This window comes from Curtobacterium sp. MCLR17_040, assembly GCF_003234735.1.
Classification (GTDB): domain Bacteria; phylum Actinomycetota; class Actinomycetes; order Actinomycetales; family Microbacteriaceae; genus Curtobacterium; species Curtobacterium flaccumfaciens.
On record NZ_QKTE01000019.1, the window covers coordinates 52,527 to 72,920 of the forward strand.

Below are 20,394 nucleotides of genomic sequence, written 5' to 3' on the forward strand. Positions count from 1 at the left end.
ACCAGGTACGCCCGTTCTCATCAGGTACGCGTGTGCGTGGGGCTCACCTCGCATCGGGCACCGCGGAGCCGGGTAGACTCGCTCCAGCGAATGGGTCGGTGAGACGGTCGCGTCGCTCCCCCGGGAGCGCCGAGGAACGTCCGGGCTCCACAGAGCAGGGCGGTGGGTAACACCCACCCGGAGCAATCCGCGAGACAGTGCCACAGAAAGCAGACCGCCGGCGGCAACGTCGGTAAGGGTGAAACGGTGGTGTAAGAGACCACCAGGGGTCCGGGTGACCGGATCCGCTCGGTAAACCTCGCCCGGAGCAAGGTCAGACAGAGGACGTTGAGGCTGCTCGCCGAGTCCTCGGGTAGACCGCTGGAGGCCGACGGCAACGTCGGTCCGAGAGAGATGGCCGTCACCGCCGTGCAAGCGGCGGGACAGAACCCGGCGTACGGCCGGCCCATTCGCCCCTCCTCCGTGCCGCGTCGGTCCACGCGGACGTCGCGCGCGGCGCGCGCGGTCACGACTCCCCGCTCTGGTCCGCCGAGTGGTCACAAAGTGTCGGCCGGCAGGGCCGCAGCCGACGGTTCGTGACCTTTCGGCGCCCGGCGAGCGACGCGTTGCGACCAGCCCACGACGGACGGGAGGCGCGGTGCGGCGCCGCCACGGGCCTCCCGTCAGGCGGCGCAGGCGGCGCGCACGGTCACGACTCCCCGCTCAGCTTCGCCGAGTGGTCACAAAGTGTCGGCCGGCACGACCCCAGCCGACCGTTCGTGACCGCTCGGCGGCACGCACCCGACGCGTTGCGACCAGCCCCCGACGGACAGGAGGCGCGGTGCCGGCTGGCACCGCGCCTCCGCCACGGACGTCGCTCGCGTCTACAGCCCGGACTCGGCCGTCCGCACCAGGATCGCGTCGCTGTCGGGGCACAGCACCACGTCGTCAGGCGCAGCCCGGCGGATCGTCTGCAGGTCGGAGTTGTTGAGCGCCACGCCCGAGGCCGTCGACACGCCGCCCTGCAGCAGCGAGGCGCCGAAGCCGTAGCGCGCACGCTGCCGGTCGTACAGGGCGAGCAGCTCGGCAGGCACCTTGGCGGCGACGTCGGCACGGGCCTGCTCGGCGGACTCGCGGTCGGCCGTGAGCCGGGCGATCTCGGCGTCGCGCTCGGTGACCAGACCACCGCGGGCGGCCTCGACGTCGGCGAGCTTCGCCTCGACGTCACCGACCCGGGCGCGGAGGCCGTCGAGGTTCTCCATGATCTCGAGCTCGGCGGTCTCGAGGCCGCCGATGCGCCGCTGCAGCGAGTCGAGCTCGCTCTGCAGTCCGGCGGCGTCCTTCGCGTTCGCGACGTTCTGCAGCATCGTGGTGTCGCGTTCGACACGGGCCTGCGCGACCGCGGTGTCGGACTCCAGGCGGGCGAGGTCGCGCTCGGCGTCCTCGACCTCGCCGGTGGCGGCGACGAGTTCGCTCCGGAGCGCCGCGGCCTGCTTGCTCAGCTCGGTCAGCTGGTCGCCCTTCTGCAACGACGTGATGCGGTGCGCGATGCGGGTGACGTCGTTGTCGAGACGCTGGACGTCGAGGAGGATGACCTGGTCCTCGGGTGCTGCCTTCATGGTCAGGCTCCTTCTGTGGGGGTGGTGGGTTCGGCGGCCGGCAGGACGGCGAAGTCCCACGGGTCGGTGCGGAGGTCGCTCACGGTGACGCGGACCCCGGCCCGGGTGCGCAGCTGCTCTGCGGCGACGTCGAGCCAGAGCCATTCGGTGGCCCAGTGCGAGGTGTCGATGAGCGCCGGCCCGCCGCCGAGGAGCGCCTGTTCGCGGAACTCCGAGGCCGGGTGGTGCCGCAGGTCGCTCGTGATGTAGACGTCGGCGTCGAGCACGGCGGGGTGGCCGAGCAGCGAGTCGCCGGCACCCGCGCAGAGCGCCACGGTGCGGACGGGCTGGTCGAAGTCACCGGAGACACGGACGCCGGTGGCCGTCGGCGGCAGCAGGTCGACGAGCTTCCGGGCGAGGGCGCCGAGGGTCGTCCCCTCGGGCAGCACGCCGACGCGACCGATGCCCGTGTCGGGGTCGGCTCCGGCGTCGAGCGGTCGCTGCTCGGTGAGCGCCAGGCGGTCGGCGAGGACCGCCGAGGTGCCGGTCGTCACGACGTCGGCGTTGGTGTGCGCCGCGAGCAGGGCGCTGCCGCCGCGAACGAGGGTCGCGAGGACGCTGCCCTTGTAGGTCGACTCGGCGATCGTCGTCACCCCGCGGAGCAGCAGCGGGTGGTGCGTGAGCAGGAGCCCGGCACCGATTTCGACGGCTTCACGGGCGGTGGCCGGCACCGCATCGACGGCGAGGTGCACGTGCTCGACGGTGGCGTCCGGGTCGCCTGCGACGAGGCCGACGGAGTCCCACGACTCGGCACCGGCGGCGGGCCACAGGTCCTCGATCACGGCCTGGAGTTCGCGGAGCGTCGGCATCCCGTCAGTCTACCGAGGCGACCGCCCCGGACGGGGTAGCCGGTCCGTGTGGGGTGATCTGGGCCTCCAGGCAGTAGGGCCGGAAGCGGGGTGACCGGAAGCGGGGTGACCGGAAGCGGTGCAGCCGATCGCGCCGCGATCGCGGGGCGTCAGCGACGACCGAGCAGGCCGAGCAGCCGGTCGACGAGTCGCGACCACCAGCCGGCCGGGGCCGGCGCTGCTGCCGTGGCGGAGTCGGCTTCCGTCGCGTCCACGACGGGGGCCGGGACGACGGGTGCGGCGACGGCATCCGGCAGGACAACCGGCGTGCTCGCGGTGACGCCCTGGTGCGCGGTGAGCGCGGCGGCGAAGGCCGCGCGGTCGATGACCGTCGGCCCGGTGGCGGGCAGGACGAGCGGGGTCGGTCGCGTGGCCGCGGACACCGGGGACACGGCCGGGAGGCCCAGCACCGGTCGGACGGGTTCGTCGCGTTCCGGGGTGACGAGTGCCACCACCGGCGCGGCTTCCGCGGTGGGTGCGGCCTGCGCTGCTGCGGGGACGCTCGGTGCTGCGGGGACGCTCGGTGCTGCGCGGGTCGGCACGGGTGCCGGCCGGGTGACGAGCGCCACCGGCGCGGTCGCTGCGCGGCGGGCTGCGGCACGGTCGCGGCGGTCCGCCTCGGCGGCGGCGTCGGTGAGCAGGTCGGCGAAGACGGTGTGGGCGAAGGCGCGGGCGGCCGTCACCTCGGGGTCGTCGGAGCCGGCGACGGTGGCCTCCCACGCGGCGAGGCGAGCGAGGTCCTCGTCACGGCGGCGGACCTCGTCCTCGAGCAGGACGATGCGCTCGATGCTGCTGCGGCCCGTGGACGACGACACCTCCACCGCGAGGTCCTCGATGCGCAGGGCCAGACGCTCCGGCGGCTCCGGGAACGACGGGGCGCAGACGGCGGCGTGGCGGGCGCGGTCGCGGCGGAACGCGGGGGCGGCGACGGGTGCCGACCGGGTCGTCACGTCGGCCGGTGCCGGGGTGGCGACGTGCGCCGGGATGGTCAGCTGGTCGGCGGTCGTCGCATCGGCGGTCGCTGCGGCGGCGGTGCTGCTGCTCGCGGCGTGTCCGGGGCGCTGCACGGGGCCGGTGACGGGCGGGACGACGAGGTCCGGCACGTACGGGGCACGGGTCGCCGGTGCGTCGCGGAGCCACTCCTCGAGCTCGCGGCCGAACGGGTCCACGAGCGGGGTGCGTGCGCCGGACTGGGTCTCCATGTCCGAAGGATAAATATCGCGCGGGCCGAAACGCGGGACATCCGCGGTGTGTCGCTGCACCGCCTGCCATATCGGCGCGGAGTTGAGCGGCGTGTCGCACCCCGTGGTCACCGAGGTGAGCGGAGGCCGTCCTCGAACGCCCGCAGCAGTTCCCGGCCCGCGGGCCAGGCACCGACGCCACTCGCGACGTTCACGTGCCCGAGAGCGCCGACACGGACGACGTCCGCGCCCATCGCCTCGGCGAACACGAGTGCCCGGTCAGCGTTGCAGTACGGGTCGTCGTCGCTCACGACGAGGCGTGTCGGAACCTGCTGGGCCGAGGGCACCGGGCGCGGTGTCACGAAGCCCGCGGCCTCGTCCGGGAACGTGTCGCCGAGTGGGTCGGGCGGGGCGACGAGGAAGGCACCGGCGACGAGCGCGGGAGCGTCCGCCGTGGTGGCGAGCCAGTCGGCGACGGCCAGGACGCCGAGGCTGTGGGCGATGAGGACCGGGGGCTCCGGGCACGAGGCCGCGGCCTCGGAGATCGCGGCGCGCCAGTCGTCCGGGTCCGGGTCGCTCCACGAGGTGGGGGCGATGCGGACGGCGGCGGGCTGCTGGGGGCGGTGGTCGTGCTGGATGTGCTCGTCGTGCTGGATGTGCTCGTCGTGCTCGTCGCGCTCGTCCTGCTGCTCCCGCTCCCAGACGGACTGCCAGTGGTCCGGGCCCGAGTTCCAGATGCCGGGGACGATCACCCACGGTCGCGGTCTGCTCACCCGGGCAGCGTAGCGAATCGGCGAGGCACCGTTCCGGAGTGTGACGCGCGGTGCGCTGCCCGGCTCAGAGCTGCGGGACCGCGCCCCGGGGCTGCTGCAGCGTGTCGCGCGGGTACTGCCCGAAGCGCGACGCGTACGCCGCCGAGAACCGACCGAGGTGCGCGAAGCCCCAGCGCAAGGCAACGCTCGCCACCGTCAGGTCGCCCGCCGACGCGCGGCGGAGTTCCTCGTGCACGCGGTCCAGCCGGATCCCCCGCAGCAACGCGTTCGGCGCCGTTCCGACCTGCCGCTGGAACGCCTGCTGCAGCCCCCGGACGCTCAGGCCGACGTGCTCGGCGACGTCCGTCGTCGTGACGGGCGTGTGGGCGAAGGCGTGCATGAACTCTACGGCCTCGCGGACGCGACCAGTGGCACCCTGTGGCAGCGCGACGTCGGGGGCGATGGTCTCGTGCGGGAACGTGTCGAGGAACGCCAGCGCGGTCTCCCGCACGGTCTCGGCGAGGGCCAGTGCGGTGAGCGGTGCCGGGCCGAGCACGATCGCCGCGGCGCGCTGCACCCGGGCGTTCCAGGCGCGGAGGTCCTCGGGCCGGGGCGCTGCGGTGTGGTCGAACACGAGGGGGCCGGGCCGGGTGCCGTGCACCTCGGCGGCGACGCCCTCCAGGTACGTGCGGTCGAACTGCACGAGGCTCTGGCGGACGTCCTGCAGGTCGAACACGAAGGGACGCCGCGTCGGGAACACCCGCGGGGCCCCCGGTGCGAAGTCGACCTCCTGGCGACCGACGTCGACGCGGCCACCGCCGTCCGACGTCCACATCACGACGTACTCGTCGGGGACCTCGACCTCGCCCTGCATCCGCCCGTCGAACCGGGTGGAGCGGAAGGTCATCGATCCGTCGCCCACGACCTGGAACCGGTACGCGAACGGACGATCGGTCCGGGACGCCGAGAACCCCGTGCTCTCGTAGGCCTCTTCGTACAGTTGCACGGCCGCGTCGAGTCCGGCGCCGGACGTCTCGAACCGGATCCGGGGATCGGGGTCGACAGTCATCGCGCGAATCGTGACACGGTGTCCGGGAAACGCGACAATCGCCGACCCGTCATTGCGGTTAACGGCCCACGAAGTGCGCTGGGCGGACGACCGTTGCGACTCGGCCGATCGATGACGGCCGTGCTCCCGCTCAGTGCCGGGAGCGCAGCACCGTCCAGCGGTTCCGGTCGGCCACGCGTTCGTACCGCAGGTCGTCGACGACCATGCGGACGAGGGCGAGTCCGCGACCGCCCTCGGCGAAGTCGTCGGGCAGCACGGCGTCGTCGGGATCCACCGTCGCCGCGACCCCGTCGTCGGACAGCAGCGCCTGGAAGCGCTCGTCGCCGATCTCGAGCCGGAGCTCGCACGAGACACCATCCGGGCGGGCGCCGTGCTCGATGACGTTCGAGGTGAGTTCGACCAGGGCGAGCTCGAGGGCCATCCGGTCCTCGGCGGCGACGGACGGCTCGTGCTGCCAGACGCCTGCGAGGAAGTCGTGCACGGCGGACACGTCGTCCGGGGGGCACGCCAGTGCGAGCATGTGCTCGGCGACGGGGGCGGTCATCACCAGTCGGTCACCGCGGCGTCCCCGTCGGGGTACGTCCGCAGGATCTTGTCGATGTTGGAGAGCTTGAGCACCATCTGGACCTGTTCCGACGGTGCCGCGATGCGGAGGTCGCCGCCGGCCTGCCGCGCAGTCTTCAGGCTGCCGACCAGGGCGCCCAGGCCGGAGGAGTCCATGAACTCGACCCCGGAGAGCTCGACCACGAGTCGCGAACGCCCGTTGCCGACGATCTGGGCGACGGTCTCGCGGAAGGTGGGCGCGGAGACCATGTTGAGCCGGCCGCTGCACTCCAGGACGGCGGTGTCGGTCTCCGCCTCGTGTACGACGATGTCCATCTCGGTGGGTCTCCTCAGATCGGTGCGCCTTGCAACCAGCAACCTACCGGCTCAGCCCCTCAGTTGTGGGACCGGTTTCGCCGCGTCGCCGTCACCTGGACCACGACGGCCGCGGCCATCAGCGCTGCCATCACCCCGCCCATCGCCAGTGCGGTGCCGCCGAGGGCGCCGGCGAGCGGGGTGCCGAGACCGCCGATGCCGAAGGTCAGGCCGCCCTGCAGGGCAGCCGCGGTGCCCGGGTGCGCCGCACCGACGTGCTGCGTGCGGGTCATCGCCGCCGGCAGGACGAAGCCCCACGCGGCCGTCACGACCGCGAGGGCGCACCACACCGGCACCGGCCCGAGCCCGAGGAGCGCCGACACCAGCACGGCCGTGGCTCCGACCGTCCCGACGACCAGGCCCAGGGTCAGCAGGGCGTCCTCGCTGAACCGCCCGACGAGCCGGCCGAACAGCAGCGTCGTGACGATCATCATCGACGCGTTCGTGGCGAAGACGAGCGTGTACAGCCCCTCGGAGAACCCGAACTCCGACTGGAACACGAACGAGCTCGTCGCGATGTACGCGAAGAACCCCACCGTCGACAGCACCCCGCTCAGCACGTAGGCCCGGAACCGCGGGATCGCCAGGAGCTCGCGGATCCGCTGCCCGTTGGCCGCGAACCCGACCCCGCCACGGCGCTCCGGCGGCAGGGTCTCGCGGAACCGCAGGACCACGGCCACGAAGAACACGGCACCGAGCACGGCCAGCACGACGAACATGAGCCGCCACGTGCCGACCGTCAGCACCGCTCCCCCGGCGAGCGGGGCCACCACGGGGCCGATCGCGTTGATGGCCGCGAGCGTGCCGAACACCTTCGCCATCCGGGTGCCGCTCGTCACGTCGGACACCATCGCCCGACCGGCCACGGCGCCCGCGGCTCCGCCGAGTCCCTGGGCGACGCGGGCCACCACCAGCGTCACGACGTCGGGGGCGAGCGCGCAGCCGACCGACGCGAGGGCGAACAGGGCGGTCCCGACGACGAGCATCGGCCGACGACCGATCCCGTCGCTCACCGGTCCGACGAGCAGCTGGCCGACCGCGAAGGCCACGAGGAACGCCGTGAGCGACAGCTGCACGGCGCCGGGCGTGGTGCCGAGGTCGCGTGCGATGGCCGGGAGTGCGGGGATGTACATGTCCGTCGCGAACGGCGAGACCCCGACGATGAGCGCCAGCGGCACGATCGGGGGCAGCACGGTCGTCGTCGGTCCCAGGCTGCGCTCCGTCGTCACCTCGGACACGCTACGCGTCCCCGAATCGATTCGACGGGCACTTCCTGAGCAGCAACGGTCGGTTCGCGGTGCCGGAGGCGACCGTTGCTGCTCACGAAGTGCGGCCCGGGACGTGCGCGGGGACGGACGGGAGGCCCGGTGCGGGCCCGCCACGGGCCTCCCGTCCGGCGCCGCGAGTGGTCACGACACCCCGCTCACGTCCGCCGAGTGGTCACGTTCCGTCGCCCGGCGACGGCGCAGCCGACGCCTCGTGACCACTCGGCCGGGGCCACCCGACGTGTCCTGACCGCTCGGGCCGACCGACGGCGCGAGGCGCGAGCGGTCACGACACCCCGCTCACGTCCGCCGGGTGGTCACGTTCCGTCGCCCGGCGACGGCGCAGCCGACGCTTCGTGACCACTGGGCCGGGGCCACCCGACGTGTCCTGACCTCTCGGCGAGGGCAGCGGCGCGAGGCGCGAGCGGTCACGACACCTCGCTCACGTCCGCCGAGTGGTCACGTTCCGTCGCCCGGCGACGGCGCAGCCGACGCCTCGTGACCACTCGACGGCGCGGCCCGGGACGTGCGCGCGGACGGACGGGAGGCCCGGTGCCAGCTGGCACCGGGCCTCCTGTCCGTGGCGTGGGGGCGTCAGCCCGTGTTCTGCAGGCCGGCCGCGATCCCGTTGACGGTGAGCAGCAGGAGCCGGTGGTCGGCGTCCGTCGGGTCCGTGCTGCCGGACGTGCGGATGGCGCGCAGCGCACGGAGCTGCAGGTGCGACAGCGCGTCGACGTACGGGCTGCGGAGGCGCACGGCGCGGGCGAGGACGGGTCGGTCCTCGAGCACGTCGCTGCCGCCGGAGACGCGGAGCACCCAGTCGCGGGTGCGGACCATCTCGTCGAGCACCTTCGCGGCGAGGTCGTCGCGGTCGGCGAGCTCGAGGTACCGGCGGGCGATGTGCTCGTCGGTCTTCGCGAGCGACATCTCGACGTTCTTGATCATCGCGGCGAAGAGCGGCCAGTCGGCGTAGGCGGCGCGGAGGACATCGACGTCGCCGACGGCCTCGAGCGCGGAGCCGAGCCCGTACCAGCCGGCGAGGTTGATGCGCGCCTGCGTCCACGAGAACACCCACGGGATGGCGCGGAGGTCCTCCAGCGACTCCACCGACAGGCCACGACGGGCCGGGCGGGAGCCGAGGGGCAGCAGGCCGATCTCCTCCATCGGGGTGACCCGGGCGAACCAGGGCGCGAAGCCGTCGGCCTTGACCAGGTCGTAGAACGCGACGCGCGAGACGTCGTCGAGCTGCTGGGCGAGGTCGGCGAACCGGGCGGCCGCGGCGGCGGTCCGCGCCTCGTTCGACGGCGTCGACGCGAACAGCGTCGCCGAGGCCATCTGCTCGAGGTGGCGGGCGGCGATGTCCTGGTCGCCGTACTGGGCGAAGATGACCTCGCCCTGCTCGGTGAGCTTCAGGCGACCGTCGATCGACCCCGGCGGCTGCGCGAGGACGGCCTCGTTGGCGGGACCGCCACCGCGGCCGAGCGAACCGCCCCGGCCGTGGAACAGGGTCAGCTCGATGTCGTTGTCTCGGGCCCAGTCGGCGATGCGGGCCTGCGCGTCGTACAGCGCCAGGTTCGCGGACACCGGGCCGACGTCCTTCGACGAGTCGGAGTAGCCGAGCATGACCTCGAGTCGACGGCCGGTCGCGGCGAGGCGTCGCTGGAACGCCTCGGTGCGGACGGCCTCGTCGAGGATGTCGACGCTGGCGTGCAGGTCGGCGAAGGTCTCGAACAGCGGGATGACGTCGAGCACCGGCGCGGCCTCGGCGGACCCGAGCGCGGCGACCGCGAGTTCGTGCACGTTCGCCAGGTCCGCCGGGGACTGCGTGAAGGAGACGATGTACCGGTTCGCCGCGCGGACGCCGTAGCGGGACTGCAGCCCGGCGATCGTGCGGAACACGGCGAGGACCTCTTCGGTGGTCTCGCTCAGTTCGCCACCGGCGCGGATCTCGGCCAGGGCCGTGCGGTGCACCTGCGAGTGCTGCCGGACCTCGAGCTCGGCCAGGTGGAACCCGAAGGTCTCGACCTGCCAGATCAGGTTCTGCAGCTCGCCGTTCGCCGGGCGGATCGCGCCGGCTGCGATGAGCGACGCCTGGATCGTGCGGAGGTCGGCCAGCAGCGCCTCGGGGCCGTCGTAGGCCAGCGGCGTGGTGCCGGTCCGGGTGGCGTCGATGCGCGCGGCGACGAACAGGAGCGCACGACGGTGGGTCTCGTTCGGTGCGCGGACGCCGATGCGCTCGGCGATGCCCGGGTCGAGGGACTCCTGCGCGGCGACGAGGGCGGTGAGGCCGGCGTCCGCGGGGGTGTCGCTCGCGTCGAGCGTCAGGGCGCTGCCGATGCGGGTGGTCGCGCGGGCGAGGCCGAGCAGGATGTGCTCCGCCGCGATCTCGGCGGCCTGGCGGGTGACGTCGGCCGTCACGTGCGGGTTGCCGTCGCGGTCGCCGCCGATCCAGGTGCCGAACCGCACGAACGCGGGCGCGATCACAGGAGCGCGGCCGGCGTCGTCGCCCTGCAGCCGGTCGTCGAGCAGGCGGTAGACCTGCGGGACGATCTCGAACAGGGTCTGGTCGAACACGCTCATCGCGGTACGGACCTCGTCGAGCGGGGTCGGCCGGGTGGTCCGGAGCGGCGAGGTGCGCAGGAGGGTCGTGATCTCCTCGAGCAGGCGGCGCTCGTTCTCGGCGCGGGCCGTCGCGTTCCGGGCGCGGTCACGCTCGTCGATGAGGTCCGTGATGCGGCGGACACCCGTGGTGACCGCGCGGCGGCGGGCCTCGGTCGGGTGGGCCGTCAGCACCGGGTGGAACCGCAGGGTGCGGAGACGCTCGGCGGCCTCGGCCTCGCCGACCTCGGCGACGAGCTCGGCGTAGGTGGCGGGGAACGAGTCGCCGGCCACGCCACCGTCGTCACCGCGCTGCCGGAGGACCCGCACGCGGTGGTGCTCCTCGGCCAGGTTCGTCAGGTGGAAGTAGGTGGTGAACGCCTGTGCCACAGCCTCGGCGCGTTCGGCCGACATGCCCGAGACGATCGCCTGGGCACGCGCTGCACCCTCGGCGTGGTCGCCCTCGTAGGCGTCGATCACGGCGGCGCGCAACGACTCCACGTCGTGGAGCAGTTCGTCGCCCCCGTTCTCCCGCAGCACCCGGCCGAGGAGGTTGCCGAGGTACCGGACGTCGGCGCGCAGGTCACTGTCGACCGCACCGCTGACGTCGTCCCGCGCGCGCTCGTGGCGTGCAGATCCGTCGATCGCCGTCATGGAGTCCTTTCCGGGTCGTCCGGGAGGCTGGTCCCGGGTCCCAGCAGCGTATCGGCACCCGGGGGCGCATGACGTCGACCGTCCGGACGGACGCGGGGCAGGGTCCGGACGGACGCGGGGCCGGGTCCGGACGGACGCGGGGCAGGGTCCGCGCTGGCCTGCCTCGACGACACCCGCTGTGCGGTCAGGCCGTGACGGCGGCGACCGTCGTGTCCCCCGGCTCCTGACGGAACGGCGCACGGCGGGCATCGAGGCCGGCGAGCAGCCCACGGTTCAGCTCGTAGGCGAGCTCGACCTCGGCGATCACCCGCTCCTGTTCCTCTGCCGTCCAGGGCGCGGCGTCGAGCTGGGCCCGGTAGGTGTGCTCGAAGTCGCTCGGGTCGGCGACCTGGTCGAAGATGTAGAAGAGGACACCGTTCGTGTCGAACCCGAACCGCTCGGCCAGCACCTGCCCGATCACGTGCCCGCCGGACACGTCGCCGAGGTACCGCGTGTAGTGGTGCGCCACGAAGCCGCCGGGCCACTCCGCCGCGACCTCGTTGAGGCGTCGCACGTACGCGGTCGTCGCGGGTAGCGGGCACACCAGTTCGGACCAGTCCGGGCCGATCAGGTACTCGAGGTCGGCACGGATCGCCGGCATCCGGGTGAGCTGCGCGGTGACGAACGGTGCCGCCACGGGGTGGTCGGCCATGCGTTCCGCCGCCCGCTCGAGTGCGTCGTACACAAAGGCGTACTGTCCGAGCAGGTCCGCGTAGTCGGCGACGTCGCAGTCGCCGCCGAGCAAGTCCTGCATGAAGCCGCTCGTGGCCGAGGCACCGTGCGAGCGCCGCGTGCGACGCCGCAGCAGCTCGGAGAACGGGATGACGGTCGAGTCCATGAGGTAAGGCTAACCTTAGTGATGCGCGCGTCAAGCAGGGATCACCCAGGTGACGCCGAACCCGCGAGAGGAAGCTCCCCCACGATGAGCTCGAAACCCAAACGCCCCCAGCACGTCTTCGTCGTCGACCGCACCGAACGGCTCTCGCCCCACATGGTGCGCGTGCACCTGGGCGGCTCGGCCTTCGAGGACTTCGTCGCCCAGGCCGACCCCGACCGGCTCGGCTCGACCGACAAGTACGTCAAGCTCCTGCTCGCGAAGCCGTCGCTCGGACTGGTGCCGCCGTACGACCTCGAGGCCCTGCGCGAGACCCTGCCGAAACACGACCGCCCCGCCCGCCGCACCTACACGGTGCGCGCGGTCGACCACACCACGCGGACCATCGCGATCGACTTCGTCGTCCACGGCGACGAGGGCCTCGCCGGTCCCTGGGCAGCGTCCGCGCAGCCGGGCGATCGACTCGCCCTGTCCGGGCCCGGTGGTGGCTACGCGCCCACCACGGACCCGGCCGTCACGCACGTGCTGCTCGGTGACGACAGCGCCCTGCCCGCGATCGGCGCAGCACTCGAGTCGATGCCCGACTCCGCCACCGGGGTCGCCCTGGTCGAGGTGGCCGGGCCCGCGGACGAGCAGGACATCCGGCACCCGGCCGGGGTCGACCTGCGGTGGCTGCACCGGGACGCCACCGGCGCCCAGCCGGGCACGCTCCTGCTGGAGACGGCCCGCGGGCTGCCGCGTGCCTCCCGGCCGGTCCAGGTATTCGCGCACGGCGAGCGGACCGCGATGAAGGCGATCCGTCGGCTGTTGCAGGACGACTGGGGGCTGGAGAAGCGCGAGATGTCGTTGTCGGCGTACTGGGCGCTCGGTCGTGGTGAGGACGAGTTCCAGGAGGAGAAGCGCGAGCCCGTCGGGGTGATCTTCACCGACTGACGGCGGGCCTGCGTGTCTATTCCTTCCCATGACGGGCGGGATGGCTGGTGGGAACGGGCGTACCTGGTCGGAAGAGCGGACCGGGTACGCCCGGTTCGACCAGGTACACCCGTTCTCGGTCGGTACGCCCGGATCGGCGGACGTGCGGGGCGCCCGTTTCCCGCAGGTACGCCCGTTCTTTCCCATAACGGGCGCGATGGCTGGTGGAAACGGGCGTACCTGGTCAGAAGAACGGACCAGGTACGCCCGATTCGACCAGGCACGCCCGGCACGCCCGTTCTCGGTCGGTACGCCCGGTTCGGCGGACGTGCGGGGCGCCCGGTTGCCGCAGGAACGCCCGTTCTTTCCCAGAACGGGCGCGATGGCTGGTGGGAACGGGCATACCTGGTCGGAAGAACAGACCAAGGACGCCCGGTTCGACCAGGGACGCCCGATTCGACCAGGGACGCCCGGTTCGACCGGGGACGCCCGGTTCGGCCCGGTACGCCCGGTTCGGCCCGGTACGCCCGGCAAGCCCAGCGCGCGCAGCGGCCGGGAGGCCCGGGACACGTCGGTGGGTCGGGCTAGCGTTCGGCGCATGGTCACCTCGTCGTGCTGCGTGCCGGGTTGCGCAGGCGTGCTCGCGGACGGACTCGCGGGCGTCCCCCTGTGCGGCGCGCACGTCGCGTTCGTCGCCGACCTCGCGGCCGAACACCCCGGGATCGAGGACGCCCTGCCCGGCCCGTGCCCGGCGTGCGGGTCACGGATCGGGGTGCGGTACCCCTCGGGCACGGTGTGTGCCCGGTGCGAGTGGCGGTGGGGCGACGTGCCGGACGGCGACCTAGCTCCCCCTCGGGTCGACGTCGTCTACTACCTGCGGATGCGCGACGACTTCGGCGACCGCATCAAGATCGGCACGACGATGAACCCCCGGCAGCGGCTCGCGGCGATCCCGCACCAGGACCTGCTGGCGTTCGAGCGCGGTGACCGGATTCTCGAACGCCGACGGCACGCCGCCTTCGCCGCCAGCCGGTACCCGGGTACCGAGTGGTTCCGGGTCACGCCGGAACTCCTGGCCCACGTGGACACCGTCGCTGCCGGGGTCGACGACCCGTGGGACCTGCACGCCCGGTGGACGAGCGAGGCGCTCGCGCTGCGAGGCTGAGCCGTGCCCGGGCGGTCGGCGCGGGCTCAGCCGGTCGCGGTGCCTGCTCAGGCGGCCTGCAGCATGCGGTCGGCGGTACGGAGCGAGAGCGCCATGATCGTCAGCGCCGGGTTCGCGATGACCGCGCTCGGGAACACCGAGTTGTCGGCGATCCACAGGTTCGGGACGTCCCACGAGCGGCCGTCCTGGTCGACGACGGAGGTCTCGCGGTCCGTGCCCATCCGCGCGGTGCCGATGGTGTGCGCCGTGCGTTCGAGCACACGGACGTCCTGGCCACCGGCAGCCTCGACGATGGTCGTCATCGTGCGGACCGCGTGGCGGCGGATCGCCTCCTCGTTGGAGCCCGGGGTGAAGGAGACCCGGGCACGCGGGACACCGTGCTCGTCGAGTTCGTCGGTCAGCTCGAGGCGGTTGTCGTCGTACGGCAGGCACTCGGCGTTGATGCCGACGCCGGCCGAGAACGGGTAGTCCTGCAGCGCCCGGACGAGCTCGGCACCGCGGAGTCCGCCGCCCCGGACCAGCGAGGTCGCGAAGGTCTGCGGCTGCACGCCCAGGCTCTGGATGAGGTAGCCGCCCGCGAAGTCGGCATCCGCCGGTCGGACGAAGTCCTCGGTGATGATCGACGACGGGTATCCGCGGTACGAGCGCATCGACTCGTCGAACCGCGCCCACACCTGGGTGGCTCCGTGCGCCGTGAAGTTCCGGCCGACCTGCCCGCTGCCGTTCGCGACACCGGTGTGCAGCAGCAGTCGCGGCGTCTCGACACCGCCCGCGGCGAGGACGAGTGACCGGCAGCGCTGGCGGTGCTCGCGGCCGTCGGCGGTGTACAGGACCGCCTCGACCCGTCCCGCCGCGTCGAGCTCGATGCCGTGCACGAAGGACTCCGGACGGATCTCCGCACCGAACGCCACGGCGGCCGGCAGGTAGGTCGTGTCCATCGAGACCTTCGAGCCGTTGCGGCAGCCCTGGTGGCACGAGCCGCAGGACACGCAGGCCTGGCGCAGCCCGTGGTGCTCCTGGTGCCGGTCCTCGGTGGTCAGGCCGACCGGGGCATCGGTCGCGGTGATCCCGGCGGCTGCGGTGCCGCGCATCATCATGTCCGATGAGGCGTTCCGGGCCGGCGGGCGCATCCGGTAGCGGCGGGAGGGGTCCCACGGGTAGTGCTCGGGGCCGGCGACGCCGACGTGGTGCTCGACCTGCTCGATCCAGCCGGTGAGCTCGGCGTGGCTGATCGGCCAGTCCTGCCCCGCGCCGCTCTCGGTCCGCAGCCGCAGGTCGTGCTCGCTCGGCCGCGGGGTGAACGCGCCCCAGTGCACCGTCGACCCGCCGACGCCCGTGCCGCTGTTGTTGGGGCCGAAGGCCGTGGGGGCTCCGCCGCCGCTCAGCCGCTCGTCCATCCAGTTGATGTCACCGGGGGCGGCGACCTCGTCCGGCACGTGGTCGCCCGGCTCGGTGTTGCGGCCGGCCTCGAGCGCGACGACCGTCAGGCCACGGCGGGCCAGCGATGCGAGGAGCGGTGCTCCCCCGGCGCCGGTGCCGACCACCACCACGTCGACGACGTCGTCCGTGCCGTACGTGCGTTGTCCGTCGAGTCTCATCGTGCAGCTCCGGTCGTCGGTGCGATGTCCATCGTGGTGGCGGTGCCGGCGGTGCCGGCGGGGGCCTCGGGTTCCCAGGCCTCGCGCTCGCCCGCCGCGAGCAGCTGGAAGCCCTGCTTGCGGACGCCGTCACCTCCGTTGGCGTACCCGTCGAAGTCGATGGCGGCCATGGTGGCGGGGTGTGCGAGCCAGTGCTTCACGAGGTCGACGCTGGCGTCCTCGAACCACGCGCGCAGCTGCTCGGCGTCGAGGTCGCCGTCAGCGCGGTACCGCCCGACAGCCACGGACTCGAGGGCCTGGTCGAGCACGCCGTCGCGGGCAGGTGCAGCGAGGACGTCGAGCGCGGCACGGTAGGCCTCGGCGTCCACCGGCAGGCCGTCCGGCCGCCAGCCGTCACCGAGCCCCGCGGCCAGCTGCGCGTCGACCCGCAGCGCCAGGTCGACCTGGTCCGTGCCGGGCTGCGGGACGACGATCCGGGCGACGGCGCGCAGGGTGTCCAACTGCGTCGGCGTCAGCGCGTGGGGTGCGGCCGACGGGTCGTCGGGTAGCGCGCGCTCGGCGAGCAGGCCGCGGGTCCGGGCGCTGACCCGCGGCGAGGCGATCACGCGGGCGTGCTCCACGGGGACGACCGGCGACCCCGTGACCCGGCGCTGCCGGAAGTCGCGGATGCGCTCGGCCACGGCCTCGGGCTGTTCCCAGGGCAGCAGGTGGGCGGCGCCGTCGACGACGTGGAGCTCGCTGTTCGGCCAGTGCGGCAGGGTCAGGCGGCGCTGGGCGTCGGCATCGAGGTCGCCGTCCTCGGCACCGGCGAGCACCAGGGCCGGCACCGGGTTCGGTGCGGCGTCCGACCAGTCCTCGCGGCTGCCGCGGGACAGCCAGTCCGTCCAGGCGGCAGGGTCGGTCCGCTCGACGTCCTGCACCGCCGCGCTGTGCCGCGCGGGCGCCAGGGGTGCGGCGGTGTTGGCGGCGACGAACTCCTCGGCGTCATCGGTGCCGATCGGGCCACCGGCAGCCCACGAGAGCATCGTCCAGCGGCGGTCGTCGTCCATCGGCTCCGGAGCGAGCGGGGACGCGGCGAGGAGCACCACGGCCCGCAGCCCGAACAGGCCGTTCGCGCCGGAGATCGTGCGGTCGGCCACCACCGTGGCGACCTTGCCGCCCATCGAGTGCCCGAGGAGCATCCACTCCGTCGAGCCGCTCGCCCCGATCGCGCGCTCCACCAGGACGGCCATCTCCTCGACGGTGGTGCCGGACGACGCCGGGCTGCGGCCGAAGCCGGGCAGGTCGATGCCGATCAGGTCGAGGTCGCCGAGGAGTTCGGCGCGCAGCAGCGCGAACTCCTCGGAACTCGCGCCGAGGGCGTGGAGACAGAAGACGGTGGTCACCCTATATACCTACCCGTCGCTCGCGACCGCTCCCAGCCGGGCCGTACCCCGTCGCGCGTCGCGTGTACCCCGATCGACGGTGTCACCGGGCGTACGCGTCGACGAACAGCGCGCCCCGGAGCTCGCGCAGGGTGTCCGCCAGCCGGTCGACGGTCCGGCCGGAGATCCCCGACACCTGGAGGTCGTACGGGCCGAGCGCGGGGAGCCGCCCGGTGCGGATGCGGACGACCTCCCACCCCACGGCGCGGACGGCGCGGTCCTTCTTCCGGTCGGTCTCCTGCCGCGGGCCGACGTGCTCGAGGCCGTGCCGACCGGTGGAGTCGTACTCGATGGCGACGCGGAGCTCGGGCAGGATGATGTCCGGCCATGCCTCGACGTGGTCGAAGAACGGGCGGTCGAGCCGGATGGCGGAGTGGTCGTACGTGAACGCGAACCGCTCGGACAGCATGCCTCGGAGTTCGGCCTCGACCGCCGAGGCGGTCGCCGGGGCGCAGACGCTCGTGAACGACTCACCCGACGGCAGCCGCGGGGTCTTCGGGCAGATCGTGCGGGGAACGGACTGGGCGGTCCGCCGTGGCGCCCCTCCGGCCGACCCGGCGGACCCGGCGACGGGCCGACGGGACCGGGAACGGCTCGACGCGACGGCTCCGGCCGGGACCCCGCGCACCGGAGCCGCGGGCAGCGTCTGTCGTCCGGCACTCCGGACGACCCGCTGCGGCACCGGCACGGCCTGCGGCCAGTCCGACGGCAGCACCGGCCACCGCTGCGGCTGGGCCTGCACCGCGCACTCGGGGCACCAGACGGATCGCCGACGTTCACGGCCCGGACGGGACCGCTGTTCTGACGGGGTCGCGACGAAGACGTGCCCGACGTCGCACTCCCAGGTGAGCAGGACCTCGGCCGCCGGGGGGACCTGGGTCAGGACGACGCCGTGGTTCCAGTCGGGGTGGTACTGCCGGATGAGCACCGGGTACGACGCCCAGTCGGCGCGGAACTGTCCGACGGCGTACGGCACCGCTTCGCCGCGCGACCACTGTCGGCGGCGCCACCACGCATCGACGGGTTCGGCCACGCCCCCACGCTAGGAACGACCACCGACACCCGCCGCACCACGCACCGCGACCGACACCCGCCGCACCACGCACCGCGACCGACACCCGCCGAACCACAAGCGAGCGACGCGACCGCTCAGGAGGCCAGCGCGTGCTTCACGTAGGCGACCAGGGCGTTCGCGTGCCCGTGCCCGAGGCCGTGCTCGGCCTTGAGCCACCCGACGACCTCCATGTGCTGGTGGTCGTCGAGCCGGTCGGCGACCAGGTCGAGCCACTCCTGCACCGGGCGCCCGTACGTCGTCTCGATGCTCGGGAAGTACGACGCCGGACCCTTCACCTTGGTGCCGTCCGCCGGGGGCACCGGGGCGGTCACACGATGCGCTGTCATGGCGCAACGGTAGCGCTCCGTCTGCCGTCACGGAACGTCACGCAGGACATCGTTTCGTGACGCCGCGTTGCGCCGGATGGCCCGGTGTTGCGCCGCGTGGCGGGGTGTTGCGCGACCCGTTGTCGGTCCCGCCCAGGCCTCCTACGGTCGCGACATGACCGAGACCACCAGGGCCCCGCAGTGGGAGGCGACCAGCGTCGACGACGCGGGCCGGACGACCGGGGCGAGCCGCGCCTCCAGGCCGGAGACCGCGACCATCGACGCTGCCGGACACGCCGCACTCGACCGCTCCGTCGTGCCGTTGCGGCACCCGCTGCGGTGGATCGCCGCGGCACTCGTGCTCGTCGTGCTGCTGAACTTCGGCGAGACGCTGTTCACGAACGAGCAGTGGGGCTGGCCGGCCGTCGGCAAGTGGCTGTTCAGTCCGGCGGTCCTGACCGGCCTGCAGCTGACCCTCACCGCCACCGCGCTGAGCGCCGTGATCAGCTTCGCCGGCGGGATCCTGGTGGCCATCGCCCGGCTGTCGCACAACCCGGTGCTGTCCGGGCTGGCGTGGGGGTACGTGTGGCTGTTCCGGTCGGTGCCGCTCATCCTGGTGCTCGTCTTCCTGTACAACCTCGGGTCGCTGTACCCGACCATCGGCATCGGGATCCCCTTCGGGCCGCAGTTCGAGGTGCCGACCGCGAACCTGCTCGGCGACCTGGCGATCGGGGTCATCGGGCTGAGCCTCAGTGAGATCGCCTACGCGTCCGAGATCGTCCGCGCCGGGGTGCTCGCCGTCGACCACGGGCAGCACGAGGCGGCGCAGGCGCTCGGGCTCCCCCGTCGCCGGCAGTTCCTGCGGGTGATCATGCCGCAGGCGCTGCGGTCGATCGTCCCGGCGTTCGTGAACCAGGTCGTCGGCCTGCTGAAGGCCTCGTCGCTGCTGTTCTACGTGTCGCTGCTCGACCTGTTCGGCGTGGTGCAGAACCTGTCGAGCACGTACCCGGGCGACATCATCCCGCTGCTCGTCGTCGCCACCATCTGGTACCTCGTGCTCACCAGCGCGGTCTCGATCGTGCAGTACTACGTCGAGCGGTGGACGGCCCGCGGGTCGGTCCGTGCGCTGCCGCCGACACCGTGGCAGCGGGTGCGGAGCGCGCTGCGGGGCGGCGGGACCGGACGTGGTCCGGGACGGCCTGGAGGCGCGGGTCGCCGCACACAGGCAGCCGCCGCCGAGCGCGCGGTCGCGTCCGGGTCTGCTTCCACCGTCGACGACAGGAGCATCTGATGAGCGCCGCCATCGCGATCCACGGAGCCGTCAAGGCGTTCGGGGACAGCGTCGTCATCGACGGCATCGACCTGTCGCTGCCGTCCGGCAGCGTGACCGTCGTCCTCGGCCCCTCCGGTTCCGGCAAGTCCACGCTGCTCCGGGCGATCAACCACCTCGAACCGCTCGACCGCGGGGTCGTCACCGTCGGCGACGAGCCCATCGGCGTCCGCCTGCGCACCGGCCGCGACGGGGTCCCCCGCTGGAAGGAGCTGCCCGAGCGGCACATCCTGCGGCAGCGTGCCCGGATCGGGTTCGTGTTCCAGCACTTCAACCTGTTCCCGCACCTCACCGCGCTCGAGAACGTCGCCGAGGGGCCGATCGCCGCCGGGGTCCCCGTCGCCACGGCCCGAGCGCGGGCTCAGACCCTGCTCGATCGGGTCGGACTCGGCGACCGCGGCTCCGCCCGCCCCCGGCAGCTGTCCGGCGGGCAGCAGCAGCGCGTCGCGATCGCCCGGGCCCTGGCGCTCGAGCCGTCGGTGGTCCTGCTCGACGAGCCGACCTCGGCGCTCGACCCGGAGCTCGTCGGCGAGGTGCTTGGCGTCATCCGGTCCCTCGCCGAGTCCGGCACGACGCTCGTCATCGTCACGCACGAGATCGCCTTCGCCCGCGAGGTCGCCGACCACGTCGTGTTCCTCGACCACGGGCGGGTCGTCGAGCAGGGGCCGCCGGCCCAGGTGCTCGACCACCCGCAGCACACCCGCACGCGCGACTTCCTGTCCCGCGTCCGCTGACCCCCGACCCCCGATCCCCACCCGCACCACACGGGGAACCAGTTCCACCATCACC

At 73.3% G+C, this 20,394-nt stretch carries 18 protein-coding genes and 1 other RNA gene; 5 read left to right on the forward strand and 14 right to left on the reverse strand.

The genetic code is table 11. The annotated features are described in order from the left end of the window. Positions 1-91 precede the first annotated feature (91 nt). Positions 92-452: RNase P RNA component class A (gene rnpB, locus DEJ01_RS14655), an RNA gene on the forward strand. Positions 453-863: 411 nt separating this feature from the next. Here rnpB and DEJ01_RS14660 read toward each other — a convergent pair. From DEJ01_RS14660 to DEJ01_RS14705, 10 genes are all read right to left on the reverse strand, one after another. Next, complete coding sequence (locus tag DEJ01_RS14660) at positions 864-1,598, reverse strand: zinc ribbon domain-containing protein (RefSeq protein WP_111093421.1); 735 nt, start codon at positions 1,596-1,598, stop codon at positions 864-866. Positions 1,599-1,600: 2 nt separating this feature from the next. Continuing rightward, positions 1,601-2,446, reverse strand: a complete 846-nt coding sequence (locus DEJ01_RS14665) for a Nif3-like dinuclear metal center hexameric protein (protein ID WP_111093422.1) — start codon at positions 2,444-2,446, stop codon at positions 1,601-1,603. Between the two features lie 149 nt (positions 2,447-2,595). Next, the gene (locus DEJ01_RS14670) at positions 2,596-3,687 is read right to left on the reverse strand and encodes a hypothetical protein (RefSeq protein WP_111093423.1); all 1,092 of its coding nucleotides are present in this window, start codon (positions 3,685-3,687) and stop codon (positions 2,596-2,598) included. 107 nt (positions 3,688-3,794) lie between these two features. After that, a complete protein-coding gene (locus DEJ01_RS14675) occupies positions 3,795-4,439 on the reverse strand; it encodes an alpha/beta hydrolase (RefSeq protein ID WP_111093424.1) in 645 nt (214 codons plus the stop codon). A gap of 64 nt (positions 4,440-4,503) precedes the next feature. Then, positions 4,504-5,487, reverse strand: coding sequence for an AraC family transcriptional regulator (locus tag DEJ01_RS14680; RefSeq protein WP_111046878.1), 984 nt, complete (start codon positions 5,485-5,487; stop codon positions 4,504-4,506). Between the two features lie 130 nt (positions 5,488-5,617). Continuing rightward, on the reverse strand, positions 5,618-6,031 hold the full coding sequence (locus tag DEJ01_RS14685) for an ATP-binding protein (RefSeq protein ID WP_111093425.1): 414 nt from the start codon (positions 6,029-6,031) through the stop codon (positions 5,618-5,620). Beyond that, positions 6,031-6,366: an STAS domain-containing protein gene (locus tag DEJ01_RS14690; protein ID WP_017886068.1), complete on the reverse strand. Its 336-nt coding sequence runs from the start codon at positions 6,364-6,366 to the stop codon at positions 6,031-6,033. The genes DEJ01_RS14685 and DEJ01_RS14690 overlap by 1 nt, the downstream gene beginning before the upstream one ends. A 59-nt stretch (positions 6,367-6,425) precedes the next feature. Beyond that, positions 6,426-7,634 (reverse strand): multidrug effflux MFS transporter, encoded by a 1,209-nt coding sequence (locus DEJ01_RS14695; RefSeq protein WP_258375730.1) that lies wholly within the window; start codon positions 7,632-7,634, stop codon positions 6,426-6,428. Between the two features lie 630 nt (positions 7,635-8,264). After that, on the reverse strand, positions 8,265-10,922 hold the full coding sequence (locus DEJ01_RS14700) for a phosphoenolpyruvate carboxylase (protein ID WP_111093427.1): 2,658 nt from the start codon (positions 10,920-10,922) through the stop codon (positions 8,265-8,267). A gap of 184 nt (positions 10,923-11,106) precedes the next feature. After that, entirely contained in the window at positions 11,107-11,799 is a 693-nt protein-coding gene (locus DEJ01_RS14705; protein WP_111093428.1) for a heme oxygenase (biliverdin-producing), read from the reverse strand. Between the two features lie 84 nt (positions 11,800-11,883). Here DEJ01_RS14705 and DEJ01_RS14710 point away from each other — a divergent pair, with 84 nt between their 5' ends. Beyond that, positions 11,884-12,729 carry a siderophore-interacting protein gene (locus tag DEJ01_RS14710; RefSeq protein WP_111093429.1) on the forward strand — a complete coding sequence of 282 codons (846 nt, stop codon included), beginning with the start codon at positions 11,884-11,886 and terminating at the stop codon, positions 12,727-12,729. A gap of 577 nt (positions 12,730-13,306) precedes the next feature. Then, positions 13,307-13,873 (forward strand): GIY-YIG nuclease family protein, encoded by a 567-nt coding sequence (locus DEJ01_RS14715; RefSeq protein WP_111093430.1) that lies wholly within the window; start codon positions 13,307-13,309, stop codon positions 13,871-13,873. Positions 13,874-13,920: 47 nt separating this feature from the next. Here the strand turns inward: DEJ01_RS14715 and DEJ01_RS14720 are convergent, their stop codons facing one another. The 4 genes from DEJ01_RS14720 to DEJ01_RS14735 all read right to left on the reverse strand — a co-directional run bounded on the left by DEJ01_RS14720 (position 13,921) and on the right by DEJ01_RS14735 (position 18,296). Continuing rightward, positions 13,921-15,471, reverse strand: a complete 1,551-nt coding sequence (locus DEJ01_RS14720; RefSeq protein WP_111093431.1) for a GMC family oxidoreductase — start codon at positions 15,469-15,471, stop codon at positions 13,921-13,923. Continuing rightward, the gene (locus tag DEJ01_RS14725) at positions 15,468-16,856 is read right to left on the reverse strand and encodes an alpha/beta fold hydrolase (RefSeq protein ID WP_111093432.1); all 1,389 of its coding nucleotides are present in this window, start codon (positions 16,854-16,856) and stop codon (positions 15,468-15,470) included. Before DEJ01_RS14725 ends, DEJ01_RS14720 begins: the two co-directional genes overlap by 4 nt. A gap of 82 nt (positions 16,857-16,938) precedes the next feature. Next, positions 16,939-17,928, reverse strand: coding sequence for a hypothetical protein (locus tag DEJ01_RS14730; RefSeq protein ID WP_111093433.1), 990 nt, complete (start codon positions 17,926-17,928; stop codon positions 16,939-16,941). A 116-nt stretch (positions 17,929-18,044) separates the two neighbouring features. Further along, positions 18,045-18,296: a DUF4287 domain-containing protein gene (locus DEJ01_RS14735; protein WP_111054606.1), complete on the reverse strand. Its 252-nt coding sequence runs from the start codon at positions 18,294-18,296 to the stop codon at positions 18,045-18,047. Between the two features lie 154 nt (positions 18,297-18,450). Here DEJ01_RS14735 and DEJ01_RS14740 point away from each other — a divergent pair, with 154 nt between their 5' ends. Together DEJ01_RS14740 and DEJ01_RS14745 are read left to right on the forward strand one after the other, a co-directional pair. Beyond that, positions 18,451-19,566 carry an amino acid ABC transporter permease gene (locus tag DEJ01_RS14740; RefSeq protein ID WP_111093434.1) on the forward strand — a complete coding sequence of 372 codons (1,116 nt, stop codon included), beginning with the start codon at positions 18,451-18,453 and terminating at the stop codon, positions 19,564-19,566. Next, positions 19,566-20,339: an amino acid ABC transporter ATP-binding protein gene (locus DEJ01_RS14745; protein ID WP_111030179.1), complete on the forward strand. Its 774-nt coding sequence runs from the start codon at positions 19,566-19,568 to the stop codon at positions 20,337-20,339. The genes DEJ01_RS14740 and DEJ01_RS14745 overlap by 1 nt, the downstream gene beginning before the upstream one ends. Positions 20,340-20,394: the final 55 nt, after the last annotated feature.